The following is a 25,492-nucleotide window of genomic DNA, read 5'->3' as shown; positions in this document are numbered from 1 at the left end:
TCTACTCCTTCCATTCCTCAAAACGGGAAACGAATTGATCCAGGGTCATGACCACCAGCTCCTCCAGAGCCTTCCCCTTGGCAGCCGTAGCCTTCGTGGGGTCGCCCCATACCCCTCCGGTCCAGAACTTTCGTTTGTCCCGAACCAGTATCCCCATGGGAAATTCCGGGTACTCCTCATTCGCGGCGCCTTTTACGAGGTGGGGGTGGGAGTGCAGAATCCGCGAGGTCTCGATCTCCCCGGCATGAGAGTCGCCCGGTGTTTCGATCAGCCCCTTCCCTTCCCTGGCTGCCAGCATGAATTCGGTCAGAACCGCCACGCGCAGATCAGGAAACCGTTCCAGTAATTCTTCCCCGCCGTCGGTCAACATGGCGGAATGGGTACCGCCGGCATGCCCGGTGAGCAGAATGAAATTGCGCAGACCCTGTGCATAAAGGGAACAAACGATATCGATCACGAGCGCGCGCAGAGTGGCCGTGCCGATACTGATCGTGCCCGGATGTCGGGAGGTGGATCGACAGACGCCGTAGGGGATTGGAGGTGCCACGAAAATATTTCGCCTGCCAGCCAGCTTGCGCCCCACCTCCACGGCATGTAGGGTATCCGTCGACAGCGGAAGATGGGGACCATGCTCTTCAGTGGAACCGAAGGGTATCAAAACGGTCCGGGTTTTTTCCAGGCCCTCGATGAATTCCGGCATGGTCATTTCTTCAATGATCATCAAGCTTCCTCCTGATTTAAAAGCGGTCACCGGTCCCTGGTCCAGGGGCAAAGCCAAGTCCCTGGCTTTAACACGAATCCTGTTTTTTAGCCCACTATGAAATACTTATGGTTTTTTCAAATCGAAATCGCAATCGAAATCGGGGGTTAGCCTTTTGGTTCCTGTTTCCGGTCATTGGGATTTTGCTATCCAAGCAAAAATTCAGAGCCAAAGACCGATTTCGATCCCGATTTCGATTTGGATAAAAAATTTAAAAAAACCCTTTTTTGCGCGACCTGCCCGGCAAATCATCCCGGCTGAAAGCCGCTATCGCAAGTCACAGGGGGTTTTGCGGAACGCACTACCAGTCCTGGTCACAACCCTCCAATAGCTAAGGCAGGCCGATGAAGTGATGGGTCTGGGGGATGACGCGCACCATGGGGTGTATCTTTGCAGCGGCGGCCTGGAGCTCCAGCAGCACGGGGGCGGATATGCCCACCCTGCCGGATTCCGTAACCGGTTGCAGGATCAGCAGGGTCTCTGGGGCGGCCCGGTGCATCAAGGCGGCTGCCTGTTCGATTTCGGCAACAGGAGTATTTTCGCCGACCACGGCCTTCACCGCGCAGCAGGTTTTCCTGGCCAGTCGCAGAAATTCCTCATGGATCTTCCAAGGAGTCTCCTGTCCGGTCTGGGAGGCCAGCTTTATATCCATGGAAATCCATTCCAGATAGGTCAGGATGGGTTCCAGTGCTTCGGGAAGGGTGCCGTTGGTCTCCAGATGCACGGGGAGTATTCTTTTTATCACCGGCAGCCAGGAGACCAGAACTTCGCTCTGCATCAAAGGCTCCCCTCCCGTGAGGCTGATGGAATGGTGCAGGCCCCGGCTGCGGGCGGTCCAGTCCGCAAGTATGGCTGTCAGCACCTCAAGGGACACGGGGTTCCCCACGTCCCGAAAATTCCCGGAGCCCGGCGCATCCTCGATGCGGCAGGACTCCTTCGCTGATACCGGGGTGTCGCAATAGCGGCAGCTGAGATTGCACAGGGCCATTCGAACAAAGATCTGCCGGCAACCGACCAGAACCCCCTCTCCCTGAATGGAGGAGAAAACCTCCAGGAGCTGCCCCTCAATCTTTGGCATAACTGGCACAGGCATATTCGGATTCCCAAACGGTGACTTTTTTCACCGCCACGTTCTGGCTGTCGAGGGACGCACCCAACTGTTCGAACAGAAAACGGGCAATATTTTCCGAAGAAGGGCTCTGATCCCGGAACGGGTCGAGTTCGTTCAAGTACTTATGATCAAGCTCGTCAAGAATCCGGTTGGTTTCCTTCTTCAGAATCTTGAAATCGATTCCGAGGCCGGCGGTATTGAGTTCCCTGGCGGAAACGGTCACTTCGACTTTCCAGTTATGGCCGTGAAGGTTCTCACAATCCCCCTGGTAGTTGATGAGATTGTGAGCGGCGGCAAAATGGCTGTGTACAGTGAGATAGTACATTAAATTTAACCCTTCAACTATTTGTTTTTATGACTATTCTTCAGAAGATTCGGTGTCCTTTGCCGATTCCCCGGGAACCCGGTATTCCTCCTCCACCCAGGCACCCAGATCGAGAGAACGGCATCGGAAACTGCAGAACGGCCGATAGGGATTGTTTCCCCACGCCGTTTTTTTGCGGCATTGCGGGCATCTCAGTTCGACCTCCGGAGACTGGTTCCGGCCCCGCCTCCCATTTCCCATGACCACCACCAATCGTTTTTTCTCCATTGTACTCTATTTTCCTGCAGGGAATCTGTTGCCAACGGGTAAGGTTCAGAAGAATATCTTAAGGACGGGCGACAGTCAAAAACATTCCTTCTGGCCAAAGTCCTCGACGAAGGGGATCGAAAAAACAGAAAGGGGTCGGCGAAAACTCGCAGACCCCTGCATTTTGGAGCGGGAAACGGGATTCGAACCCGCGACCTTCAGCTTGGGAAGCTGACACTCTACCACTGAGTTATTCCCGCCGATCAGAGCCGCAATTCTAGGAACCGGGCCTGGTTTTGTCAACGGTTTTTTTCACGGAAGGACTGCAGAAACAGTTCCGCCTCCTGCCGGTTGTTAACCCGGCCCGCAATCTCCTCATGCCGCAGGGCAGCCAGGGCACGACCCACTTCGGGCCCCTGCTCTAAACCCACGTGCCTTTGCAGCCATTGTCCGTCCACCAGATCGGGAATCCGCCCCTCGACGAGGCAGGCGTGCAGGTCCTCACAGCCTTGTTCCACCGCATCGATTTTATGGATTCCTTCTCCCCCCCCAAGGACAGCAAGAAACAGGAGGCAGGCAACCGGATCGGGGCCAAGAGCGGCCAGCCACAGCGCTCGGCCCCTCCGACCGCACCTCAGGGACAGAAATTCACCGAAAAGTTGACCCGAAAGCTCTTGAAACGCCCTCCCCGTATCCTGCAGCCGCCGGCTGCAGCGCAACCTGTCCAGGACCGAGGCTGAATCTTTTGTTCCGTAGCCTTTCAAGAGAGCCCCCAGTTTTAAAACAAGATCACGCCCGATATCGGATTCGATTTTTGCCTTCGCCAGCTCTCTGGCGCGAGGTGCCTGCGGATTACAGTCCAGCGCTGCCAACCAGGTTTCGGCCTGCCTGATCAGCTTTATCCCCTGCCTGTAATCTTTCCCAACGGGCGAGGATCCCAGCAGCAGGGTCAGGATCTTCAACTCCTGCATTAAACGGATCCCTCGCTCCACGGAACCTGCTGAAAGGATACCGAAAAGCTCGTCACGAATCCGTTCGGGCGCTACCTGGGACAACAGGCTGGAAGCCGCCCTCATTGCGTGCAGGGTGTTCGATTCGATGGCCAGCCCATGGGTCAGGCAGTGGCGAATCCCCTTCAGGACACGCAGCGGATCATCCTGCAGCACCGAGGGGGAACAGATTCGGAGCAGCTTTTTTTGCAGGTCCTCTCTGCCGCTCAGGGGATCGTAAAGAACTCCAAGAGATCCGTCTTCACCAAGGGGGAAGGCCATCGCGTTGATGGTGAAATCGCGCAGCTTCAGGTCTTCGAACAGCGAGTCGCTGCGGAACGGAGAAAGATCACAGGTCATGTCGCCTTTCTCCCCGTCCCGGATCACCACCCGGCTCTGCCGTCGTTCTTCATCAAGAAAAAACCAGTGTCCTCCCAGGGTTTCGGCCAATTGCCTGGCTATCGGGGTAGGATCGGCGGGGAAAGCGAAATCGAGGTCCGCCCCCATCCGCCCCGCCAGAACGTCGCGCACGGCGCCTCCAACCAGGTAACACGGCTCTTTCGCCGCCAGTTGACCCAATCGCACGAGAATCAAACGCTGCAGGCAGGAACGAGGGGTGAACATGCCCTCTCCGAAACGCTATTGGCCGGTTCAAAAAAGATAGGCCCGCACCGGGCGGGCCATATCTGAAAAAGGCTCAAACAGGAACTTCAGGACAGGTCCTGAACGGCACGATGAATGATGTTGAACAGTTCCGGCAGATCCTCTTCGGCGATACAGGAAAAAGCAATGCGCAGATCGGTCCGGTTGATCGAAATTGTCCCGACCCCGTACTTTTCCAGAAGGTGCAGGCGTAACACTTCGGCATCAACCCGTTTCAGTTTCAGGCACATGAAATAGCCGGAATTAAAGGGATAAAACTCCCAGGCATCAGCAAAATCTCCCTCAAGAAGCACCTGTTTCGTACAGAGAGCCCGTCGCTTCAGGATTTCGAACTTCTCCTGCTTTTCCTGAATGAAAAGGGGAGAGCGGAGCGCCTCGATGACGAACGTCTGGGACGGATGGGGACAGTTGGAAATGGTGCCGCGGATGATACCCAGGGTCTTTTTCTCCAAAGCATTCAGTACCGGCGCCGGTTCCTCTGCCAGGCCGCCGGCATAGGTTATGAACCCCGTCCGGAACCCCCAGGCGAACTCTTCCTTGGTGGCGCCGTCCAGTTTGATCGCCAGCAGACGCGGATGCCTGTTGGCGAGGCGGCCGAAAAGCGATTCCTTCAGGGTATCCTCGTAGAAAAGCCCGAAATAGGCGTCGTCCGTCACCGCAACGATGTTGCATCCGCTCTCGGCCTGCCGCAGTATGGCATCCACCAGGGCCTCCCCCTCACTAACGGTAGGGGTATATCCGCTTGGATTGTTGGGGAAATTCAGCAGTACGACGGCCTTCCCCCGCTGCCTTGCGGTTTCGGCAAGAGCCTTTTCGAAAGCCTCAACATTGTATCCGCCGGAAGCGGTAAAGGTCGGATGGGTCCGAACCACTCCTCCCCTCCGAACAGCGAAAGTCAGATTGTAATTGCCCCACATCTTGTCTGGAAGAAGAACGTGATCCCCCGGATCGACAAAAAGGTCGGCAACAATCGACAGGCCGTGAGTCAGAGCGTTGGTCACAATCGGCCGGCTGAAAAATTTGCCTTCCATGGACGGGTTTTCCCGCAGCATCTTCTTCTGCCAAAGGTTGCGAAGCTCTGGTTTGCCGGCGGGAGGAGCATAGGGATAGATGTCTTTGGGATCGTATCCGGTCAGCTTTTCATGCATGCAGGAAAGATACATCGGCCCTGAATTTTCTGTCGCGATGCCGATCGTCGCATTGAAGCGATGAGCCTTTTCCTTAGCTTCGGCAGATTGGCTCAGGATCCCCTTGGGAAAGTAAAGCTCCTTGCCCAGGGTGGAAAGCATTTCCAGAATGGCAGGACAGTACCGTTTCAGGTCATCGTTCAATTCTTGGGCCAGCGAATTCACTATGCGATCTCCCCAAAAGTAGTGTCTTAGATAGGTCCGCCAAGTTGTTTTTCGAGCTTTTCAGGGGCGCATTTAAACAATATTCGCGAATTGTTGTCAATGGGAAAAGGGGTGAAAAGAGGCCTGCCTTCACCATATAAAAATTGATGGATCGCCACAAGTGATCGGTCAAACATCCATATAAAAAAAGTGGAGCTTTCGCCCCACTCCGTTGCAGCACGGCTCTTGTCCGGTTTCACCAGAACTTGCCACCGAAACCGACCAGCCAATAATAATGCCGCTCCATGCCGTGTCCACCCCAGGAATCGTTGTCGTATGGCACATAATACTCGGTAAAAAGGTGAATAATTTTCGGCCCAGCTTCCGCCCGGTGGGTGAAACCGATACGCCATTTTTCGATGGAGTAGTCCGAATTGTCCCAGGCGTCTCCGCCATTACCGATCACGTCATTGCTTTGCCAGGTGTTGCAAGCCCAGGCGTCGATTTTAAGATTGTAGCGGAAGTATTTGAATTCAACGCTGGGGCGAAGCTGCACTCTGTATCGCGCCACCCTGTCACCAACCACCGGCTCATTGTGCGGCGGCGCAAAAGTTATGTTGTATTCCAAATTGGTATGGTCCGTAAACCATCCACCATAAGCAGAAAGGCAGGAAGCAAGTAGAATGGAAAACAACATTACCAGTTTAAGTAGCATAATAGTCCCCATTTCACGGCAAAAGACTTCGCACCCTATGATTCAAATCACTCAGCTATCAGGTAATGATTGCAGGGATAAACTTTTGAAAATGCACAAACAGACAAATGCCTGGAGTCCTAACACCAGGAGATCAGTTTCAGGTGATCGACCAGCCAGGGAAAATAGCGCTGGATATCCAACTTATTTCCCAAGAAACCGGACTGGAAGATGTTCAATATTTAAATTCTTTTTAAGAAAAATAGCACGCCAATGAATTTGCGCAATACGATAATTGGAAAAATTTTACCTTGCCGAGAAAAAGTCAAAGGAGAGGAAACCCCATTTTTCTGAAATAGATGGTATTTGTGATCGGGAGTTATCTATGGTCCTGGACTACTACTTGATTACTTCAGGAGATCAGAATGGTCGCGGAGAAGCAGATCGCGTGCGGGGATGTGCCGTTGGTCCAGCAGACTTGCAACAAGCATTTACTGGAGTAATCTGGATCGGGTAGGAGGCGGGGTCACCCCCGCCGTCCTCCCACACCACCGTGCGTACGGTTCCGTACACGGCGGTTCACAAAGCACTCTGAAAGCGTCTGAGACTGTCTACCAAGCAGATCAGCCCCAGTTTATCGAAGAAGGATTTTCGAAACGCATCGTGCATGTGCGAGGCTCCTGCATTCCACCAGGGGCCTCGCCCGTTTTGAGCCGACCTCCATGCTCTGAGTTCCGACAATCCCCGCCGCATCAAATTCCTGGCCCGCGTAAAAGAGCGCTTCCACTGCCGCCACAGAATGCAGCGTAGTTTCCGCCTGACCCAGCTATCCAGTTCTTCGAAGATGCCTTTGACTTCCGCCAGCCGAAAGTAGACGATCCATCCCCGCAGTTTCGGGGTGGACTCTTCGATGACCCGTTTGAGGCTGTGTCCCCTTCCCCGACGAAAGAGCTCTCTGAGGTTGGCCTTGAACCGTTTCACAGAGCCTTCAATACCTTGAGCCGCGGTTTCTTGTGAAAGGTCATCCTGTAACCCAGAAAGGTTCTCTCCCAGGGGCGGCCAACGGCGCTTTTGACGCGGTTGACCTTGAGTTTCAGCCGCTGTTCGAAAACTGGATCAGCGAAGCCATGACCCGCTCCGCCGATTGCCGACTGCGCACGTAAATGTTGCAATCATCGGCATAACGGCAGAAGGCGTGGCCGCGCCTCTCCAGTTCCTTGTCGAACTCGTCAAGCAGGATGTTCGACAACAGCGGCGAGAGCGGGCCGCCTTGCGGCGTCCCTTCCACCCGTGGCGAGACGATCCCCCCTTCGAGCACTCAGGCCCTCAGGTAGTCTGCGGATCAGTCGCAGTACACGGGGGTCTTTGACCTTGCGGGCCACTCGTGCCATAAGCACGTCGTGTCCGACCCGGTCGAAGAACTTCTCCAGGTCGATATCGACCACCCACCGCCGCCCTTCGGCCACATGCTTGCGGGCTGCTTGTACCGCCTGGTGGGCGCTCCGTCCGGGTCGAAACCGTAGGAGCTCTTGGAGAAGTCTGGATCGAACAGCCGCATCAGCTCCTGATGCAGCGCCTGCTGAATGAGCCGGTCCAGCACCGTGGGGAGGCCGAGCATGCGCATCCCGCCGCCGGGCTTGGGTATCTCGACCTTCCGCACCGGCTGGGGCTGGTAACTTCCGTTCAGCAGGTCCTCCTTGATGCGCGGCCATTCCTTGACCAGGTAGCCCTTTCAGCTCACCTGCATCCCGTCGATGCCGGGGGCTCCCTTGTTGCCAACCACCGGTGCGTAGGCCGCCATCATGTGCCGCGACTGACAACCTCTTCCATCAGCCGCGTCTCCGCTTCCGTCCAGGACGGTTCCCGGCATGCCGTGACGTTTGACGCACCTGTGCCGTACTCTTGCGACTTCCGGTCGCTACCCTCGGGCCCGGCCCCTGATCTCTCAATCAGGGCTTCTGCTTCTTCGATCGTCATCGAAATTCGAGTCTCCTGAATGGCGCCTCGTGTTCGGCCCTTCACCGGGATGGTCAACCCCGGCTACTATGGCCTCTGCTGACTTCTGCCGACCCGTCCCGACGCCTCTCGACGCCGGTAGCACGAGGCAGATCGGCAGATCTCCCAGGGTAATGCGCGTGACCTTCCTCCCATATACCCGCCGCATCTACAGCCCCACCCTCCCGGATGGCTATGGGGCTTTGAAGATGTTGGCCTTCTCGCCGGATGGAGACTGCCTCATGTCGATTTCTGTTCGTCGGGCCGGGAGTTTGCCTGCGGCTTCCTTCGAGATCCCACCTCGCGGTGGACACCCTTGCCGTTCGGCTAGTGGTTCCCGCCATCAGGGTCCACAGGGGACTTACACCCCAAGTCATCCGGTTATCACCACAACAACCGGAACAGCGCCAGTCAAGGCGCTACGCGCCATGCCTGGCGCACCAACGAAAAGGGGTTACGGCGCGCGCCATAACCCCTTGTTTTAACTGGCTGGGAGACTAGGATTCGAACCTAGGTTGACGGAGTCAGAGTCCGCAGTCCTGCCGCTAGACGATCTCCCAAAAAACGCCGCTACTTTTACCAATTCATGCCTGTATTGTCAAGGGAAAATCCCCGCCGGACCAGCGATCCGTTCATCGCTATACATTTCAGGGACTTGGCAGTTTGCGAAAAATATGACCATTGGAATTTTTTCTTGATTCGTCAAATACCCTATGCTAGCGTCATAGCCAAATAATTTGTGCGGATACATGTCGAATGGACCTGTGCCAAGCCGATTAGGCAGACCGGGTGACTGGTGAAGCGATGCGACATGCAACTGCACCAAGAGACCGCCTACGGTTAAGCAAAGGAGCAAGAAAGTGGCAGAAGGAACAGTCAAATGGTTCAATGATTCCAAAGGTTATGGCTTTATTGAGCAGGATTCCGGACCCGACGTATTTGTGCATTTTTCGGCCATTCAGGGCGATGGTTTCAAATCATTGGCCGAAGGCGACCGGGTAAGCTTTGAAATCACTCAAGGCCAGAAAGGTCCCCAGGCCGCCAACGTCCGCAAAATCTGATCCCCTCCGACTCGAATCCTCCAAAACCCCGCTCCCCGTTGGCGGGGTTTTGCCTTTTCGGCGGAAGGTTTTCTGTCAAACTCCCCGCAGAGCTCTGGTTACGACCTCCGCAAGATCCCGGGAGAGGTGTTTTTCCTTCGCCATGCCGGTTAGATGCATGTGCATCTGTTTGCGTCGCACGGGCTCGAAACGACGCCAGGAACCGAAAGCCTCCGCAAGTCTTGCCGCGAGTTGAGGATTCTGGCGGTCGATACGCAGGATCTGCTCGCTGAGGAAAGCATAACCACTGCCGTCTGCGGCATGGAATCGCAGTGGATTGCCCCGGCTGAAAACCCCGAGCAGAGATCGAACCCGGTTTGGGTTGTTGAAGTTGAAGGCCGGATGCGTTGTCAACCGGACCACCACCTCCAGCGTTTCCGGCAGCCTTGACCGGGCCTGCACGGCAAACCACTTGTCGAGAACCAGCGGGTCGTTCGCGGAGAATCGGAAAAAGTCCTCCAGCGCCATACGCCGTTCTGCTATATCGCAATTGGCAAGAAGATTCAGGGCAGCGATTTTGTCGGTCATGTTGCCCGCCTGCCGATAACTTTCGAGCAGCAGACGATGATTATCCCCTCCCAGGGTTGTCAGGTAATCGAGGCAGAGGTTTTTAAAGCTTCGGCGGGCGACGGACCCAGGCTGGACATCATAAGGACCGGACTCCTGATTCTTTCGCCATCCGGCAAGAAAATCCTCCTGCAGACGTCCGGCCAATCCCCGGCGAACCGCCTCCCTGGCCATAAAAATCCCTTCCACGTCGATTTCTTCCATCAGTTCGGCCAGATAGAGTTCAGAGGGCAGGGACAGAAGTTGGGCGGCAAGCCCCCGATCCAGATTCTCATCCTGCAGAACCTGCCGGAAGCCTTTCACCAGGGGTTCAGGAAGAATCGCCTCGGTATCAGCATCAGGGCGCAGCGGCACCAGGTCGAGAATGGCCCGGTTGGCGATATGCTGCCCGGCCTCCCAACGACAGAAGGAGTCCTGGTCAAACTGGAGGAGAAAGGCCCGGTCACCCTCATCGAGGTCGTCCTCAAGACGCACTGGCGCAGAGAATCCCCTCAACAGGGAGGGAACCGGTCGCGTGGCGATGCCGGTGAAACGGTAGGTATGGGTTTCTCCCATCACCTCCAGAACCCGGACCGGCAGCCCTTCCCCACTCTCCTCCCCTTCGAGCCGAAGAGGGATCTCCCTTCCCGCGGCATCGAGCAAAGCCATACTCAAAGGTATATGAAACGGTTGCTTTTGCGACTGGCCAGGGGTCGGAGGGCAGTTCTGCCGAACATTGATTTCGAATACCTGCCCCTGCGGGTCATGGCGGCAATTCACCCGCAGGGTCGGGGTGCCGGCCTGACTGTACCAGAGGCGGAACTGTGCCAGGGTCCGGCCGGACACATCCTCCATCGCCTGCAGGAAATCCTCCACCGTGGCTGCCTGACCATCATGGCGTTGCAGGTACAAGCGGACACCCTTACGAAACCGGTCAGGACCGAGCAGGGTCTGGATCATGCGGACCACCTCCGCCCCTTTATGGTAAACGGTGGCTGTGTAAAAATTGTTGATTTCCTGATAACTTTCAGGGCGGACGGAATGGGCCAGAGGTCCCGCGTCTTCAGCGAACTGCACCGTTCGCAGATCCCTCACATCCTGAATGCGTTTGATCGCCCTGGATACCTGATCAGCGGAAAACTCCTGATCCCGAAAAACCGTCAGCCCTTCTTTGAGACTCAGCTGGAACCAGTCGCGGCAAGTGACCCGGTTGCCGGTCCAATTATGGAAATATTCATGTCCGATAACTTCCTCGATCGCCTGATAGTCCGCATCGGTGGCCGTCTCCGGTTTCGCCAGCACATACTTGGAATTGAAGACATTCAGCCCCTTGTTTTCCATCGCGCCCATGTTGAAATCATCCACCGCCACGATCATGTACTGATCCAGGTCATACTCCAGGCCGTAGACCTGTTCATCCCATCGCATAGCCTTCTTCAGCGCAATCATGGCATGGTCACATTTGTGCAGGTTGTGTTTTTCCACGAATATTTGCAGGAGAACTTTTTTCCCGGAGACCGTGATGAAATAGTCTTCAAGGCATTCAAGCCGGCCGGCCACAAGGGCAAAAAGGTAGCACGGCTTGGCGAAGGGATCCGTCCAGGTCATCTCATGCCGACCGCCCTCCAGATCCCGGCAAGACAAGGAATTGCCGTTGGACAGGAGAACCGGAAAGCGCTCCCGATCGGCGGCAATGGTGGTGGTAAAGCGGGACAGGACGTCCGGACGGTCGGGAAAATAGGTGATTTTACGGAAGCCCTCGGCTTCGCACTGGGTACAGAAGATGCCGCTGGACAGGTAAAGCCCTTCGAGCGCCGTATTGTCCCTGGGGCGGATCCGGACCAGGCTTTCCAGAACCAATTCTTCCGGAACGGATTCTATGGTCAGGGTTTGATCGTCAACATGGTACCTGTCTTTTTCAAGAACACGACCCGACAGCCGCAATTCCAGCAATTCGAGGTCCCGCCCCTGGAGCACCAGAGAAGCTCTGCCGCCGGATGACACCGGATTACGCCTGATCTCAAGTCGTGCCCGGACCTCGGTAAACTCCTCATCGAGGTCGAATCGAAGATCGGTTTTTTCGACCAGGAATTCAGGAGGGGTATAGTCCTTCAACCGAACGGTGCGGTTATTTGTATCGTCCATGCCGATTCTCCATGGTCCCATTGTATCTGCTAAAAACAGTTTTCCAATCTGAGCCGTTTTCTTCGGAGAGGGCGTCGGTATCGAAAGACTACTTTTCGACCCCGACCCCGATACCGATAGCAACCCCGATTATTTCCAGTTGCGAACAAAACGGGGTGCGACACCGATCGGAAAATCGATGCGCACCCCTTGAAAACCGACTTCATCCTGATAAAAAATCGTCACTTCAGCCCCAAAAGAGCCTTCTCCAACCGGTCAAGGGATTTTTCCTTTCCCAGAATCTGCATGATCAGGCTCAGACCGGGGCCTTTTGCACTCCCGAACAGCGCCACCCTGGCCGGTTGGGCCACCTTGCCGAATTTGAAAGAGGTCTTTTCCAGCAGATCCTTGAAAACCTGGTCCAGCACCGCTTCCCGCCAGTCCCTGCAACCTTTCAGGTGTTCGATTAAAGCTTCGAAAACGGAACGGTTTTCCTCCACCAAAAACTTTTCGGCGGCGTTTTCTTCAAAAATCACTTCATCGGAGAGGAAACAGCGTGCCTCCTGGGCCATCTCGACCATGGTCTTTGAGCGGTCCTGGAGAGCGGCGACGATGGCCTCGAGTTCGGAACCGGAGCCAACTTTCGTACCCTCTTTTTCCAGATACTCGACCAGAAGTCCCGCCAGCCTTTTCGGATCACCCGTCTTGATATAATGGCTGTTGAGCCAGAGCAGCTTGTCCGGGTTGAACACTCCCGCCGACTTTCCGACGTTTTCCAGGGAAAACTTTTCGATCAGTTCCTCCATGGAAAAAATTTCCTGATCGCCGTAGGACCACCCGAGACGGACCAGATAGTTGACCAGGGCTTCCGGCAGAAAACCCAGATCCCGGTAAGCCATGACGGAGGTGGCTCCATGCCGTTTGGATAGCCGTTTCTGATCCGAGCCCAGGATCATCGGTACATGGGCGAACTCGGGAACAGAATAGCCCATGGCCTGGTACAAGAGGATCTGACGGGGGGTATTGTTGATGTGGTCGTCCCCCCTGACCACCAGGGTGATGCCCATTTCGGCGTCGTCGACCACCACCACCACATTGTAGGTGGGGGTTCCGTCGGAACGTTGCAGAATCAGGTCGTCCAACTCTTCGTTCTGAAAAGAAATGGGGCCCTTGATGCGGTCGTTGAAGGAGGTGATTCCCGTATCGGGGCAGCGAAAGCGAACGACGTAGGGGGTCCCTTCGGGCACGTCTTTCCGATTTCGGCAGGTGCCGTCGTACTTGGGCTTACGCTTTTCCTCCTCCGCCAGCTTCCGTTTGGCCTCGAGTTCCTCCGGTGTGCAATAGCAGCGGTAGGCGGTGCCACGATCCACCATCTGAGCAATTTTCAACCTGTAGAGATCGAATCGCTCCGACTGATAATAGGGCCCCTCGTCGCATTTCATGCCCAGCCATTCCATGGCCTGCAGGATGGCATCGACTGATTCCTGGGTAGAACGGGCCACATCGGTATCCTCGATCCGCAGGATGAATGTCCCGTGATTCTTGCGGGCCAGCAAAAAGTTCAACAGGGCGGTGCGGGCGCCGCCGATATGCAGATAGCCGGTCGGGCTGGGGGCGAATCGTACGCGCATTCCGGACATGTCTTGCTCCTGGATCGAGAGTATGCAAAAAAAGAGGGCCGCCAGCAGCGGCCCCCCGTTTTATACTGCAACTCTTATGGGTTGACAAGGTGTTTTTACCGCTATAAGGATTCTTCCCCTGCCCCCTTCTCTACTATCACCCCGGCGTAGCCGACGACCCCATTCATTTCTCCGGTGACCTCTCCCGAATTGCCGTATTGGATCAGGACCCCGCGAGAGGCATTCATTTTCAGAGCAGCGCAGAGCATGGCCACGGTGGGAAAAACGCCACACATGCTGATCCTTTCTTTCATCACCACCCGATAAAGCCCTTCCGGGTCCAGGTCCAGAATGGTTTTCAAAGCCATCGAATCCTGTTTCCGCGCCCTTTCGGCCGATTCGAAATGGGTCATGTCGGAACTGGCGACCAGCAGGACATCGGAAGAGCAGGCAACCAGCAGATCCCCCAGGGCATCGCCGAAATTGACCAGTTCCTGAAATTCGTTTTGCCCGACGCATATGGAAACGATGGATGATTCGGGCGAGCGAACCTGAATGAAGGGAACCAGAACCTCCAGGGAGTGCTCAAACCGGTGGGCCCGGTCATCCGCAATGGCCCCCGGGCATGTCCGTACGATTTCATCGGTCAGGGACGCGTCTACCCTCACCTTCCCCAATGGGGTTTCCCAGAAACCGGAGGGGAAAACAGCCAGGGGAGCGCCAAACCCGGTATGATTGGGGCCCAGCAGAACTATGGTCGACGGGAAAAGAATTTCGGAGAAAGTCCTGCCGGCGATACCGCCCGAATAGACATATCCAGCATGGGGGACGACCGCTCCGACAACTTTTCTCGCCGGCCGTTCACCCGGCATCAGATCCCTGACTTGCCGAAAAAGCTCTTCCTTGTTTTCCGGATAGAATTTTCCTGCCACAACCGGTTTTCGAACCATGGCCAAACCTCCTTCCCGGACCGTGAGCATTCCGCACAGATTATAACACAGGTCGAAACAGCAAAAGCCAACCCTCAGGGCTGGCTTTTGCTGTTTCGACGATATGGAGGCCCCGACCAGATTTGAACTGGTGATGGAGGTTTTGCAGACCTCTGCCTTACCACTTGGCGACGGGGCCGATTAAATTTTCCCGGCATGAAACGTGACGGTATTGATACCAAATAGCCCCTGGAGTGTCAAGGAGAAATTCCCCTTGGACACCCCCGGCTCCCGATCGCCTCGACACCTGCTCTATCTGGCTGCATGACCGTATTTTTGAAGAATTTTCGGATACTGGTGCTGCCCGTAGGGGATTTCATAGAAAAGCTCCCGCAACAGGCTGTGAACCGGACTTGTCAGCGAAGCATAGAGTTCGTTTTTCAGCTTGCCAAAGTGATAGACGGGGGACTCGGACAGAGCTTGCTGGACATGATCGGCCACCTGCAAGGGGATCTGGGACCTGAGACCATCGTCAAGCACAATGGTGCCGTCGGAAAAATCGGCGGAACCAACTGCCCGCAAAAGTTTTTCCGCGATTTGGCTGTTTTTTTCCTTGGCGGTGACGAACAGCACCTGGTTCATGGCCAGGGTCTTGCGGTACATTCCGTCCTCGGACCCTCCCGTGTCCTGGATAAAGTTGATCAGGGGGTAGGCATTGTCCATGATCTGGGGAACCGTGGAGGGCACTGCCGCCACGAGGCGGTCATATTCGGTCTGATTCGAGGCACGCCAGCGCCGCACCGGTTCGCTTCCCCTGAGCCGTTGGGCAATCGGACTGGTGTATGAAAAATAGCCTTCGATTTTCCCATCGAGGCTGGACTGATAGGCCAGTTGCAGAATTCCCAGGATATCCATGGGGAAGATTTCGACAGCCTGCAGCTGATAGCCGAAAAATAGATCGCCGGCCCGGGAATCGGTGCTGAATTCGCCCTGTTCCCGATAGATTCCGGCCAGTTCTCCGGCGGCAAAAGCGACCAGGAAAAAAGCGTTGTCGGGCACGATGTCCTGATTGGTCCTGGCATGCCTGTCGAAAAGAGCGCAATACTTGAGAAGCGGAGTTTCCGCAGGGAAACCGGCCGTTCGCCTCTGGCCAACCGCTTGTCCCTTGTAATAGGTGCCGAGCATGATCGCCAGCTTGGCCGAGGCATCCCAAAGCTTGTGCATGGCCGCCAGATAATTGTCTGACTGCCTGAAACCGGCGGAGGCGATCCCCTCCTCCTGAACCTTCGGCCCGGCCAGATCGTCGTAAAGGGCAATGGCCTGATCCAGGTAGTGGTCGGCCGTTCCCGGGATGGCGGCAAAAAAGCTTTCACCGGTCAGCGGATCTTGAGGGTCGGACAGACGGCGGGTCACATAGTTCAGGAAGCCCAGGTATTGCGGCAGTACCGCGGCCCTGCCTTTTTTGGTGTTCGCCCAGGTCAGTGCCAGCCGATAGAATTTTTCGGCCCGATTGAACCGGTCCACGAGCCTGGCCGGATCTTTTTCCTCCTCAAAGGTGTTGCGGCTGGCGGTCGCCTCGAGAAAGGCGACGGCAAAATTCAGATTATGGTTATCCGAGTTGATGCCGCTCATCCTTTCAGCAACGGCTTCGACGACGGTGCGATAGCCGTTTTCCACGGTCAGTTTGCCTTTCAGGGCCAGAATGATGGCTCCCAACGGCGCCAGATTGCTCATCTCCTTTTCGATAATGGCACGGGTAATGATCAGGTGAGCGAGGTTTTCATACAGATACGGGAGGCTTTTAATGAAACCCGCCTTTCCGAGGTCGCCCTGCAGGCGCAGATCATCGACTTCGAGCTTGAGAATATCGTTCTGCCAGACATCGAACACACCCCTCATGAAAGCCTGGCGATCGTTCTGTTCCAGGGCCGAGTGGGTTTGGAAAAAGTGAGACCAGAAGGAAACATCCAGCTGCTCCCTGGCTTCGAGAGTCGACAGGGCCACGCGGGCGTTATCCAGGTGCACACTGTTCCCGGAATTGAGGAAGAGCACATACTCCGCCTGGGAAAGGAGAAAATACTTCTTCCACGCCTTTCCGCCGGTCATTGAAGCCGCATCGAGCCGCCCACCTGTGCCGGTCGCAATACCGAGCTCATTTTGCACGGCCTCCCGGTAATCCTCGAGGCTCATTCCGTATTCCCGCCCTTTTTCCTCCAGCAGCGATTGCAGATCGCTCTGCGGATACCAGGTGAAACGGTAGCTGACGTCGAGCAGTGAGTCCCATTGGGATAAGGAGATTTCCGAGGCCAATGCCAGGGAAGGCGCAAGGAACAGTAGATACAGTGCAAACAGGATCCGGTTACATTTCATGGATTTCCTCACTTGGAATGGTGGACACATTCTATGGCTGCAGTCAAAGCCGCGCATTTGTCGGAAAAGTCAGTGGGATTGTAAATACCGACCTGAATTGTATAACCTGTTTCCGGAAAATCGAACTTGAAGATCATATTTCCGCTTCGACACTGCCCCTTCGTTTCCAGCATCGTCGCCAGCTGGGTGCGCAGTTGATCCTCCCTGCTCTGATCGATGCAGGCCTTCAGCTGATTGAGGCTGACGAACAGGTTGGGGTCGAGGTCTCCGGCGCCGCCCAGGGCAATCTTGCTGTTCGGAAGTCCGGCGGAGGCCGGTAGATTCTGTTTGAGGTCACCGCCGGATACAGTTTTCCTCTGCCCGAGGCCGGGAATATCGACGGTGGATGTCGCGCGCCCACCCAGCCCGCCGACTCCCTCGCCGGTGGCCGGTATTCGGGACAAATCGGGGCTTCCGTTCACCGGCTGCCGGTAACCGGCACCGGGTCCTGAGGACCCGCGCAGGCTGACCTGATCAGAAGAACGGTCGGGGGCAAAGGAGCGGCCGGTCAGGGGCGCTGCGCTATCCCCCTGGCTGACCGGACGGCCATAATCGGAAACAAGCCCGGACGTCGCTGGCAGATTGACCGTCGTTCCAGCCGCAAAAGACGATCGCTGGTTCGTTGCAGCGGGCAGGCCTGCTCTTCCCGAAGATTCTCCGAAGGTATAATCTTTTTTCGGCAAACCGGCTTTCACCGGCTGGCTCTGCGAGGCCGTTTTCATCTTTTGAAAAGAACGGTTTTCCGGCAACGCCGCGACTCTGGCGGGTTCCGGCTCATAGTTCCGCATCCTGGCCGGTGCCTTGATGGCAGGCTCCGGTCGTGGATAAACACGCTCCACGATCCTCACCGGAGGCGCCGGAACCGGTGGCGGCTCTTTGGTAAGAGCAGGAGCAACGGCCTCCGGGGGAGGGATAGGGGCCTGTACCGGCTTCGGGGGAAGAGTTTTGGCAACCGCAGGCGGGACATCCCGCGGCACCGGCTGAGCAATCTTCGGCGGGGTGAGCTGTTCTTCGAAAAGCCGGGCGGTGATCTCCACTCTGGCAGGGACTTCATCCTCCAGCGGGGGCACGAGCAACCCGGCCAGGGAGAGAAGCACAACCATACCCAGGCCAAAAGAGACGGCGGCAGAAGTTTTTGGCAGCGGGAGATCGTTTCTCAGAAAATCGGACAGCATCAGCGGGAAGGGTTTGACGAACAGATCCCGCCGCCGTTCCATCCCCTTGTGGATCCCCCTGTTCCTGCGCCGGTCGGCATAGATATCCGTGGCGGATCTGGGCATCGGAATCCGGAATCCGCCCCATCCGTAGGGACTTTTATTCCACAGCTCCATGTCCCCTATTCCTTTTCGGCCAGATCAGGCTGAACCACGGTATGCCCCCCGGAGGTTGACCAGACCCTGCCCAGGGCACCGGCCGCAAACAGAAAATCCTGGCTCAAGGAGGTTTTTTCCGGCAGCAGCAGGGGTTGAATGTTTCGTTGTTTCAAAGACTCCAGGGCCGGGATCAGTTCTTCTGCCGAAAGCAGCATTGCTCCCGCCGCATCGGGCCGGTTGCCCACTCCCCCGCGGATGATCCGGTAGGGAACCGGGTGTTCATCGGTAACCGGATAGACCTGAAGCTCCCAGACCTCTCTCAAATGCTGCATGGGAGCCAGTTGGGTGCTGTCCGGCACGACAGGCACATTCATTTCCGCGAAACGGATATTGATACTGTCGGCACTGGGGATGACACTGAGGCTGATCAGCAGCAGAAAAGCCAGGTCGGTAAAGGAGAAAAGCCATGAGTTATTGGATTTTTTCTTCATCCTGAATCCTGAATTTCAAGTGTTTGCCGTTTCGCCCAGGTCGGCGACCGCGGCGAGACCTTCATCAATACGTTTGTAGGCGAGACTGTAAAAAATTTTCTTCAGGAATTCCAGGAAGGTAAAACAGACCAGGCCGATAAACGTGGTATAGAGAGCCGTCGCGATTCCGGCCACCGTCAGCTCGCTGTTGAGGGTGCCGCTGTTGGAAAGAAAATGAACGACCATGCCGATGATGGTGCCGATGAAACCCATGGGGGGCATGAGGTTGGCCATCATACTGATCGGTTCCATGAACTTCTCTTCAAAATACCGCTCGCTGAATTGATAGGCGGCATCCCGAATGAAGGCATCCGGCGGAACGACCTTGTCAGAATTCCGCTCTTTTTCCTTTTCATCGAGATAGTGCTGCTTGGCCTTGTGAAAGAACGAGGCTGAAATAACGGCCAGGGGGGTTTTCAGGCTGGCGGGAAGATTGTTGAGCCCGTCCCGGTTTTTCAGGTTCTGAAAATTGAAATGGGACAGAGCACGAAAGGATTGATAAGCCTTCATCAAGGCAAAGGCGAAGACGCAGGCCATGATGAAATATACGGTCAGCTGCAGCAAACCGGAATAGCCGTTGATCAGATAGGTCAGTCCGGTGATGATTCCATCGGCCATCTTGTTGAAGATATTGTCCTGTGCCGGCATATGATGAACCTCTCAATGAATGACGTTTCTAATTCCCGATCAATTGGTCAGCCTGCGATGAGCTTTCTTTTCAAAAGCCGTAAACCTTCGCCGAATGTGGAAAAACCGAGTTCGTTGGAATCGACCGGTGAATTGAGGATCGACGGATCTTCCCCATACTGTTTTTCGAACATTTTGACCAGAGATTTGGCACGGCCGAACTGTTGGGCCTGATAGAGGGCGTAGGCACTCAGCAGGTTGATCTGGGCGACTTCGCGGCGGGTCTGGAGATTGGTCCGGGCGGTTTCGTCGCTGATGATGGGCATAGCGTAGGTTTCCACATACCTGTAAACTTCGCAGGAATACTGATTCTCATCGCAGATCGGTTGGTCGTCGGGGGAGATTTCCGGTGTTTGCCGTTCGATGTCGTCGAAGGATGCCTGGAAAACTGTCAGGTTCTGCCGGACGTTGTCCATGTAAACCTGTTTCTGGTCAAGGTCCATATGCCCCAATTCAGGCGAGGCGGGCCAATTGGAGCGGTTGCAGCCGCAACATCCGGCGAGCAACATAAACAGCACGCTCAGAAAAATCAATCCCAAGGTATACATCTTCATTCCAAATACTCCTTGATTCAAATGAAAAATCCCATACAGCAAATCCAGCCTATAAAAGCTCACTACACAATCTTGATTAGTATAGCAACCGGTTTTTGGTTAACAACCTTTCAGCTCGCCGATTTGGTAATAAAAAAAGGTCCTTCAGGCTATGCCGAAGGACCTTTTTTTATGAATGTCAGGGGTGATCAGGACGGGGATACCGTCCCTGCCACCTCCTGTCTGGGTTGTATCAACTCCTTTTCGAAATCGAGCAGATCTCCGAGGATCCTCACGGCCTCGGTGACCGTGAAATCGTCGACGAGATCCTTCTTCCAGGAGGCCGGATCAGCAGCTTTGCCCTCGGAATCCTCCGGCTCGACGGCGGCCTCCTCCCTCAGGGCCTTCAGTTCGTCCAATTCCCGTCTGAGCCCGTCGGGAACAAGCGGATAGCGGCTCTTCTGGCTCCGGTTTTCATTGTGGCTGGCCTGCTCGGCGATACGCAGATAACGAGGATCGGCCGAAAGGCGTTTTCTGCTGTGGGCCCGCAGGGATTCGACAACTTCAGGATGCAGTGACCAGGGTTTGTACTCTGCCCTGGAAACCGAGTCCCAGGCCAGGGCGTATTCGGCGTAACGCTCCCCACTCTTCAGATAGCCCAAAGGATCGGGAAGAACGATATCCGGCACCACCCCTTCCATCTGGGTGGACTGGCCGCTGATCCGATAGAACTTCTGGATGGTAATTTTCATCGCCCCCAACGGCTTGTACCGCTCGAGTTCTCCTCCGGTAAGGGCACGATTCAGGTTGATGATGGTCTGCACAGTCCCTTTGCCATGGGTTCGCTCACTGCCAAGCACCACGGCCCGCCGGTAATCCTGCAGGGCACCCGCCAAAATTTCAGAAGCGGAAGCACTGAACCGGTTGACCAGCACAACCACAGGGCCGTCGTAGTAAACGGCTGAATCCTTATCCCGCAGGATATCCAGTTCGCCGTTGCTGTTCTTTACCTGGACGATGGGTCCCTGGGGTATGAACAGCCCTGCGATCTGGACCGCATCCACCAGCGATCCGCCGCCGTTGTTACGCAGGTCAACCACAATACCATCGATTTTCTGCCGGGCCAGCTCCTGCAGGGCTTTGCGGGTATCATCCGTGGAATTGCGCACCCCGTCCTCCTGCCCCTCCTCGCTGAAATCTCGATAGAAGGTCGGTATCTTCAGATAGCCGAAACGCCCCTTTTGTCCGTCGACCGGTTCCATCACAGTCGCCTTGACAAAAGTCTCCTCGATCTGGACCACATCGCGGATGATGGCAATCACCAGTTCGGTACCTTCCGGCCTGCGCACGGTCAACTTGACGCTGGTTCCCTTTTTACCCCGTATAAGCCTGACCGCATCCCGCAGCCGGGCATCGGTGACGTCAACCGGCTCGGCATCCCCTTCGGCCACCTTCAAAATGATGTCCTCGGCATGGAGTTGCCCTTCCCGGAAGGCCGGGCTTCCCGGGACGATGGAAACCACCTTGATGAAACCGTCCTCCTCACGCAGGGTGGCACCGATCCCCTCCAGGGATCCCTTCATACTGATCTGGAAATCCTCGTTCTCTTCGGGAGGAAGATAGTTGGTATGGGGATCGAAAGCACGACAGACCGCATCGAAATAACGATCGAGATAGTCCTGCTCCCCCACTGTCAGCAGTCGATCGAAAAGCTGGCGGGTGGACACCCGTATCTTTTCCGTGGCCTCCTCGAGTAGTTGCTTGTCGATCTGCCCGGCCGGCAATGCCTTGGTCGACTCGACAGTACGTTTTTCCGGCATCGGCTTCTTTTGGGCTGCCTCCTGCAGATCCAGATACCGCCACAGTACCTGGTATTTCAGGATCTTCCGCCAACGCTCATAAAGCTCGTCCTGATTGCGGCAATAAACCAGCTTTTCGGGGTCGGTTTCCAGATCCTCCTGCTGGGAAAAATCAAAACCCTTGTCCATGATTTCAAGAAACATCTTCTGGACTTCGCCGACCCTGCGTTCCAGCAGCTTTTTTGAGGCGCGCGGGAACTCGATATACCCGCTGATCATTTCATCATCGATCAGACGGGCATACTTTTCCAGAGCCCGCACGTCTTCCGCCAGCAGGAAGCGCTTCTGCGAATCCAGCTGTTTGACATAGAGAGTGAAGGCCGCCCGCGAAAGCGAGTCATCGAACTCCTTGTGGCTGAAATGATTTGCGGCCAGTTGCTGGCGGACCAGGTATGCCAGCAGATGCTCCCGTTTGGTCTGGAAATCGAGAAAGTTTCTGGAAACCTGGGCGGAACTCGAGCCAAGGATGAAAACGAGCAGCAGAATGACACTGGTTGTGAAATAACGGATCAAGAAAATTATTCCTCTCAAATTATCACCTGACTGATGTGAGATCACCTGAAAGATTAGAAGCGGGGAAAACTGAGGCTATTATACTCAACACCGGAGGTATGGAAAAGGGGCAGAATCGGTAAAAATGCTTAACCAGAAAAGAAAAATGAGTCCGATCCCTATTCCGTTGGATCTTCTAGCCCCCACCACCAGGCCCCGCGTGAACTTTTTTGGGACACTGTTCCAATGCATAAAAGGGGCCGCCTTTCACCCGTATGAGGGGAAAAATCCCGGATGTTTGTCCGACATTGCAAATTCAGATTGATGTTTGGTCATCATGCAAGAATTTTGAAGAAATATGGGATCGTTTTTCGCCTTTTCACGTCACCGGCTTCGGGCATTTAACAGTCAATCCGATTTTTTTCACGACGGTAAACCTTTTCAAGCGGAGATGCGTCCTACCGGCCGAAAGAACTTATTCTTCAGGATGCAATAACCATCTCACTTGAAAGAGGACAACGACGATGAAAAAAACGCTTTTCCTGGTTTTTCCGATCCTTCTGGCTGCCTCTGCTGCTCACGCCGACAGGTTCAATGTCGATCTGGGCATCCAGATCGGAACTCCGTACCCACCGCCTGTGGTCGTGTCTCAACCGCCCGTGATCATCACCCAGCCACCCGTCGTTGTCGCCCCTCCGCCTGTCGTGATGGCACCTGAGCCTTATTTTTGGCCCTCTCCCGGTCTTGGAGTTCATGTCGCCGTCGGCGGTCCTTGCGACATGTTCTGGTTCGGGGGCAATTATTACCAGTACCACCGCCGCGGCTGGCTGGCGGCTCCAAGCATCCACGGCCCCTGGCACTCGCTTCCGCCCAGGCATCTTCCCCCGGGCCTGGCCCATAGAAAATATCGGGACATTGTGAGGATCCGCGATATCGACTACAGGCATTACCGCAGAGGTCCTCGCGATGACCGGAAATACGATGACGACCATAAACGGCACCGGGATCATAGCCACCGACGTGGTCGGCATGACGATTGACGGATTTCAAAACCGGGCTTGAGAATGGCGGTGTCGTCTCCAGTGAACGGCACCGCCCTTTTCTTTGAACCCTGGACCCAAGAATCCACCAATTCAGGGGCGCGACCTTCCTCAGGTTTCTCGCCGGCGTTTCAACCCGCTGTACGTGCTGTATATTTTATGGACGGGCATGGAGTGACCCGGACAGCGAGAAATTTCAATCCCTGAAATATTCCGGATCTGGTACAGGGAGAAGACCATTGGGCAGGGAAATCCGTATCGGCACATCAGGATGGGTCTACAAGCACTGGAAAGGGACCTACTATCCGAAGGAAATCCCCCAAGGGGACTGGTTCGGCTATTACACCCGCGACTTCGATACGGTCGAGATCAACAATACCTTTTATCGTCTCCCCAGCCCGGAAACTTTCGAACACTGGCGGGAGGTGGCGCCAAAAAACTTTCTCTACACCTTCAAGGCCAGCCGCTACATCACCCATATCAAACGGCTCCTGGACCCCGAGTCCTCCCTGGACAAGTTTCTCGAGCGGGCCGCTCTGGCCGCCGAAAGTCTCGGTCCGATCCTTTTTCAGCTTCCACCCCGCTGGAAGGCCGATCCGGATCGTCTGGAAAACTTCCTGCGGGCCCTGCCGAAAGACCTCGTCAAGGTTTTCGAATTCCGCAATGACAGCTGGCACGCGGAGCCCATCCGCAAACTCCTGGAACGGTACGGAATCGCCTTCTGCATCCACGACCACCGCTCCATCGGCGAGTGCCCCGACTGGGTGACCGCAGATCCCGTCTACCTGCGCTTTCACGGTCCTGCTGAAGCTCAGTACTCCGGCAGCTATTCGGATCAGGTCCTGGAGGCACAGGCGCAGCGTATTCTCGTCTGGCGAAAAGAGGGGCGAAGCATCTTCGTCTATTTCAACAACGACGTGGATGGACATGCTGTGCGCAACGCCCTGACCTTGAAATCGATGATCGGTCGCCGAATGGATTAACCCACCTGGATCAACTCGATCTTGTATCCATCCGGGTCTTCCACAAAGGCAATGTGGGTCGTGCCATGCTTCATCGGTCCCGGCTCCCGCACCACTTTTCCGCCGGCCTCCTTCAGCTTGTCGCACAATCCATAGATGTCCCTGGCACCGATGGCGATGTGGCCAAATCCGTCTCCCAGCGTGTAAGGCTCTTTGCGTCCCCAGTTATGGGTCAGTTCGATCACCGACTGCGATTTCTCATCGCCGTAGCCCACGAAAGCCAAGGTGAATTCGCCGGCAGGATAATCGTTCTTTCGAAGCAGTTTCATGCCGAGGACCCGGGTATAGAAGTCAAGGCTGCGATCCAGGTCGAGAACCCTGATCATGGTGTGCCGGATATGAAATTCAGTCTGGTCGGACATGTCACACTCCTTTGGTGTCGGCTGCACGACCTCAACGACCGGTCGCCCCGAAAACCCGCTTCAACAGTTCAGTGGTCCGCTTGGCGGGGTTTTTGCGGATGGCGGCCTCTTCCTGCGCCAGGTAATGGAAGATCCCGGCCATCCCCTTGTCAACCACGTAGCCGGTCAGGTCGGTTTTTATCTCCGGAGCATAGGGAATGGCCTTCACCTGAGCGACTGTCTGGTTGTAGACCCGCACCGCACCGACCTGGTTGAGACTCTCGTCGACGACGGGACGCATGGCGGTCGCAAGTTCGGGGCTCATTTTGCGCTCAAAATAGCGTGTGGCGGCATCTTCGGGACCTTTGAAAATGGCTTGAACATCCTGCATGGTCATCTCCCGCACAGCCTCCCAGAAAAGTGCCTTGGCCTTCGGGGTGGCCGCCTCCGCCGCTCGATTCAGGCGCAGTTCGAGATCGTCGAAAAGACCTTCCAGGCCGAATTTGCCGAAAGTGGTCTGAACAGCGGCCAGCTTGTCGGGAAGCGGGATGCGGATAGCCGGATCGGTGTTGAAACCATCCTTTTGTCCCAGTTGCCCAACCACCCTCTCGGTCCCGATCCGCAAGGCCTCCCTGAGGCCGGCGTCGATTTCACTGAGGGATAGAGTGCTGCCGCCTTGATTCCCGTTATTGATCTGACTGAAGACCTGGTTCATCTGCTGCCAGTCGGTCTCGGTACAGCCGCAGAGGATCAGAGCGACAACCAGAAGGGTCGGAAGACAGAATGTTTTCCATTTACAAATCGAATTTTGTTCACTCGAATTCACTGAATCCT

The 25,492-nt window shown here is 55.6% G+C and carries 24 protein-coding genes and 3 tRNA genes; 3 read left to right on the top strand and 24 right to left on the bottom strand.

The annotated features are described in order from the left end of the window. Position 1: 1 nt before the first annotated feature. The 12 genes from R2940_05280 to R2940_05225 all read right to left on the bottom strand — a co-directional run bounded on the left by R2940_05280 (position 2) and on the right by R2940_05225 (position 8,674). Positions 2-721, bottom strand: coding sequence for a creatininase family protein (locus R2940_05280; protein MEZ4599181.1), 720 nt, complete (start codon positions 719-721; stop codon positions 2-4). Positions 722-1,091: 370 nt separating this feature from the next. After that, the gene (locus tag R2940_05275; GenBank protein MEZ4599180.1) at positions 1,092-1,853 is read right to left on the bottom strand and encodes a 7-carboxy-7-deazaguanine synthase QueE; all 762 of its coding nucleotides are present in this window, start codon (positions 1,851-1,853) and stop codon (positions 1,092-1,094) included. Continuing rightward, positions 1,825-2,196 carry a 6-carboxytetrahydropterin synthase QueD gene (queD, locus tag R2940_05270; protein ID MEZ4599179.1) on the bottom strand — a complete coding sequence of 124 codons (372 nt, stop codon included), beginning with the start codon at positions 2,194-2,196 and terminating at the stop codon, positions 1,825-1,827. Before queD ends, R2940_05275 begins: the two co-directional genes overlap by 29 nt. A 33-nt stretch (positions 2,197-2,229) precedes the next feature. Further along, positions 2,230-2,463 (bottom strand): DNA gyrase inhibitor YacG, encoded by a 234-nt coding sequence (locus R2940_05265; GenBank protein MEZ4599178.1) that lies wholly within the window; start codon positions 2,461-2,463, stop codon positions 2,230-2,232. 164 nt (positions 2,464-2,627) lie between these two features. Continuing rightward, positions 2,628-2,702: transfer RNA gene (locus R2940_05260), tRNA-Gly, on the bottom strand. Between the two features lie 39 nt (positions 2,703-2,741). Beyond that, positions 2,742-4,055, bottom strand: coding sequence for a hypothetical protein (locus tag R2940_05255; protein ID MEZ4599177.1), 1,314 nt, complete (start codon positions 4,053-4,055; stop codon positions 2,742-2,744). Positions 4,056-4,141: 86 nt separating this feature from the next. Continuing rightward, positions 4,142-5,446, bottom strand: coding sequence for an aminotransferase class I/II-fold pyridoxal phosphate-dependent enzyme (locus R2940_05250; GenBank protein ID MEZ4599176.1), 1,305 nt, complete (start codon positions 5,444-5,446; stop codon positions 4,142-4,144). 235 nt (positions 5,447-5,681) lie between these two features. Further along, a complete protein-coding gene (locus tag R2940_05245; GenBank protein ID MEZ4599175.1) occupies positions 5,682-6,140 on the bottom strand; it encodes a hypothetical protein in 459 nt (152 codons plus the stop codon). 558 nt (positions 6,141-6,698) lie between these two features. Beyond that, the gene (locus R2940_05240; protein MEZ4599174.1) at positions 6,699-7,100 is read right to left on the bottom strand and encodes a group II intron maturase-specific domain-containing protein; all 402 of its coding nucleotides are present in this window, start codon (positions 7,098-7,100) and stop codon (positions 6,699-6,701) included. 112 nt (positions 7,101-7,212) lie between these two features. After that, positions 7,213-7,437: a reverse transcriptase domain-containing protein gene (locus R2940_05235; GenBank protein ID MEZ4599173.1), complete on the bottom strand. Its 225-nt coding sequence runs from the start codon at positions 7,435-7,437 to the stop codon at positions 7,213-7,215. A 482-nt stretch (positions 7,438-7,919) separates the two neighbouring features. After that, the gene (locus tag R2940_05230; protein MEZ4599172.1) at positions 7,920-8,096 is read right to left on the bottom strand and encodes a hypothetical protein; all 177 of its coding nucleotides are present in this window, start codon (positions 8,094-8,096) and stop codon (positions 7,920-7,922) included. A 504-nt stretch (positions 8,097-8,600) separates the two neighbouring features. After that, positions 8,601-8,674, bottom strand: a tRNA-Gln gene (locus R2940_05225). Between the two features lie 300 nt (positions 8,675-8,974). Here R2940_05225 and R2940_05220 point away from each other — a divergent pair. Beyond that, positions 8,975-9,175: a cold-shock protein gene (locus tag R2940_05220; GenBank protein ID MEZ4599171.1), complete on the top strand. Its 201-nt coding sequence runs from the start codon at positions 8,975-8,977 to the stop codon at positions 9,173-9,175. Between the two features lie 75 nt (positions 9,176-9,250). Here the strand turns inward: R2940_05220 and pepN are convergent, their stop codons facing one another. From pepN to R2940_05170, 10 genes are all read right to left on the bottom strand, one after another. Next, positions 9,251-11,905 (bottom strand): aminopeptidase N, encoded by a 2,655-nt coding sequence (pepN, locus tag R2940_05215; protein MEZ4599170.1) that lies wholly within the window; start codon positions 11,903-11,905, stop codon positions 9,251-9,253. A gap of 221 nt (positions 11,906-12,126) precedes the next feature. Then, positions 12,127-13,524: a glutamate--tRNA ligase gene (gene gltX, locus R2940_05210; protein MEZ4599169.1), complete on the bottom strand. Its 1,398-nt coding sequence runs from the start codon at positions 13,522-13,524 to the stop codon at positions 12,127-12,129. A gap of 101 nt (positions 13,525-13,625) precedes the next feature. After that, the gene (gene amrB, locus R2940_05205; protein MEZ4599168.1) at positions 13,626-14,453 is read right to left on the bottom strand and encodes an AmmeMemoRadiSam system protein B; all 828 of its coding nucleotides are present in this window, start codon (positions 14,451-14,453) and stop codon (positions 13,626-13,628) included. A gap of 104 nt (positions 14,454-14,557) precedes the next feature. After that, a tRNA-Cys gene (locus tag R2940_05200) sits at positions 14,558-14,631 on the bottom strand. Between the two features lie 113 nt (positions 14,632-14,744). Continuing rightward, positions 14,745-16,802, bottom strand: coding sequence for a hypothetical protein (locus R2940_05195; GenBank protein ID MEZ4599167.1), 2,058 nt, complete (start codon positions 16,800-16,802; stop codon positions 14,745-14,747). Between the two features lie 8 nt (positions 16,803-16,810). Continuing rightward, positions 16,811-18,172, bottom strand: coding sequence for a hypothetical protein (locus tag R2940_05190; protein ID MEZ4599166.1), 1,362 nt, complete (start codon positions 18,170-18,172; stop codon positions 16,811-16,813). Between the two features lie 5 nt (positions 18,173-18,177). Beyond that, positions 18,178-18,645 carry a hypothetical protein gene (locus R2940_05185; protein ID MEZ4599165.1) on the bottom strand — a complete coding sequence of 156 codons (468 nt, stop codon included), beginning with the start codon at positions 18,643-18,645 and terminating at the stop codon, positions 18,178-18,180. Positions 18,646-18,660: 15 nt separating this feature from the next. Then, entirely contained in the window at positions 18,661-19,332 is a 672-nt protein-coding gene (locus tag R2940_05180; GenBank protein MEZ4599164.1) for a MotA/TolQ/ExbB proton channel family protein, read from the bottom strand. Positions 19,333-19,379: 47 nt separating this feature from the next. After that, positions 19,380-19,925 (bottom strand): hypothetical protein, encoded by a 546-nt coding sequence (locus R2940_05175; protein ID MEZ4599163.1) that lies wholly within the window; start codon positions 19,923-19,925, stop codon positions 19,380-19,382. Positions 19,926-20,113: 188 nt separating this feature from the next. Further along, positions 20,114-22,276 (bottom strand): carboxy terminal-processing peptidase, encoded by a 2,163-nt coding sequence (locus R2940_05170; GenBank protein MEZ4599162.1) that lies wholly within the window; start codon positions 22,274-22,276, stop codon positions 20,114-20,116. 503 nt (positions 22,277-22,779) lie between these two features. On the opposite strand from R2940_05170, the gene R2940_05165 reads away from it, so the two are divergent. Then, positions 22,780-23,295: a hypothetical protein gene (locus R2940_05165; GenBank protein MEZ4599161.1), complete on the top strand. Its 516-nt coding sequence runs from the start codon at positions 22,780-22,782 to the stop codon at positions 23,293-23,295. A 239-nt stretch (positions 23,296-23,534) separates the two neighbouring features. Next, positions 23,535-24,278, top strand: coding sequence for a DUF72 domain-containing protein (locus R2940_05160; protein ID MEZ4599160.1), 744 nt, complete (start codon positions 23,535-23,537; stop codon positions 24,276-24,278). Here R2940_05160 and gloA read toward each other — a convergent pair. Further along, on the bottom strand, positions 24,275-24,679 hold the full coding sequence (gene gloA / locus R2940_05155; protein MEZ4599159.1) for a lactoylglutathione lyase: 405 nt from the start codon (positions 24,677-24,679) through the stop codon (positions 24,275-24,277). The genes R2940_05160 and gloA overlap by 4 nt on opposite strands. 31 nt (positions 24,680-24,710) lie before the next feature. Continuing rightward, positions 24,711-25,484 carry a DUF4197 domain-containing protein gene (locus R2940_05150; GenBank protein ID MEZ4599158.1) on the bottom strand — a complete coding sequence of 258 codons (774 nt, stop codon included), beginning with the start codon at positions 25,482-25,484 and terminating at the stop codon, positions 24,711-24,713. Between the last annotated feature and the right edge of the window lie 8 nt (positions 25,485-25,492).

This window comes from Syntrophotaleaceae bacterium, from assembly GCA_041390365.1.
In the GTDB taxonomy this organism is placed as follows: domain Bacteria; phylum Desulfobacterota; class Desulfuromonadia; order Desulfuromonadales; family Syntrophotaleaceae; genus JAWKQB01.
Note: the sequence above shows the minus strand (reverse complement) of the source record. Positions and strands in the feature narration are given on the sequence as shown.

What these genes read in the sequence shown, in the direction of transcription:
- R2940_05175 (MEZ4599163.1), bottom strand. Translation starts at nt 19,925, where the DNA reads ATGAAGATGTATACCTTGGGATTGATTTTTCTGAGCGTGCTGTTTATG.
- R2940_05245 (MEZ4599175.1), bottom strand. Translation starts at nt 6,140, where the DNA reads ATGCTACTTAAACTGGTAATGTTGTTTTCCATTCTACTTGCTTCCTGC.
- R2940_05265 (MEZ4599178.1), bottom strand. Translation starts at nt 2,463, where the DNA reads ATGGAGAAAAAACGATTGGTGGTGGTCATGGGAAATGGGAGGCGGGGC.
- R2940_05255 (MEZ4599177.1), bottom strand. Translation starts at nt 4,055, where the DNA reads ATGTTCACCCCTCGTTCCTGCCTGCAGCGTTTGATTCTCGTGCGATTG.
- R2940_05280 (MEZ4599181.1), bottom strand. Translation starts at nt 721, where the DNA reads ATGATCATTGAAGAAATGACCATGCCGGAATTCATCGAGGGCCTGGAA.
- R2940_05190 (MEZ4599166.1), bottom strand. Translation starts at nt 18,172, where the DNA reads ATGGAGCTGTGGAATAAAAGTCCCTACGGATGGGGCGGATTCCGGATT.
- pepN (MEZ4599170.1), bottom strand. Translation starts at nt 11,905, where the DNA reads ATGGACGATACAAATAACCGCACCGTTCGGTTGAAGGACTATACCCCT.
- R2940_05230 (MEZ4599172.1), bottom strand. Translation starts at nt 8,096, where the DNA reads ATGACGATCGAAGAAGCAGAAGCCCTGATTGAGAGATCAGGGGCCGGG.
- R2940_05185 (MEZ4599165.1), bottom strand. Translation starts at nt 18,645, where the DNA reads ATGAAGAAAAAATCCAATAACTCATGGCTTTTCTCCTTTACCGACCTG.
- gltX (MEZ4599169.1), bottom strand. Translation starts at nt 13,524, where the DNA reads ATGTCCGGAATGCGCGTACGATTCGCCCCCAGCCCGACCGGCTATCTG.
- R2940_05195 (MEZ4599167.1), bottom strand. Translation starts at nt 16,802, where the DNA reads ATGAAATGTAACCGGATCCTGTTTGCACTGTATCTACTGTTCCTTGCG.
- gloA (MEZ4599159.1), bottom strand. Translation starts at nt 24,679, where the DNA reads ATGTCCGACCAGACTGAATTTCATATCCGGCACACCATGATCAGGGTT.
- R2940_05275 (MEZ4599180.1), bottom strand. Translation starts at nt 1,853, where the DNA reads ATGCCTGTGCCAGTTATGCCAAAGATTGAGGGGCAGCTCCTGGAGGTT.
- R2940_05165 (MEZ4599161.1), top strand. Translation starts at nt 22,780, where the DNA reads ATGAAAAAAACGCTTTTCCTGGTTTTTCCGATCCTTCTGGCTGCCTCT.
- queD (MEZ4599179.1), bottom strand. Translation starts at nt 2,196, where the DNA reads ATGTACTATCTCACTGTACACAGCCATTTTGCCGCCGCTCACAATCTC.
- amrB (MEZ4599168.1), bottom strand. Translation starts at nt 14,453, where the DNA reads ATGGTTCGAAAACCGGTTGTGGCAGGAAAATTCTATCCGGAAAACAAG.
- R2940_05180 (MEZ4599164.1), bottom strand. Translation starts at nt 19,332, where the DNA reads ATGCCGGCACAGGACAATATCTTCAACAAGATGGCCGATGGAATCATC.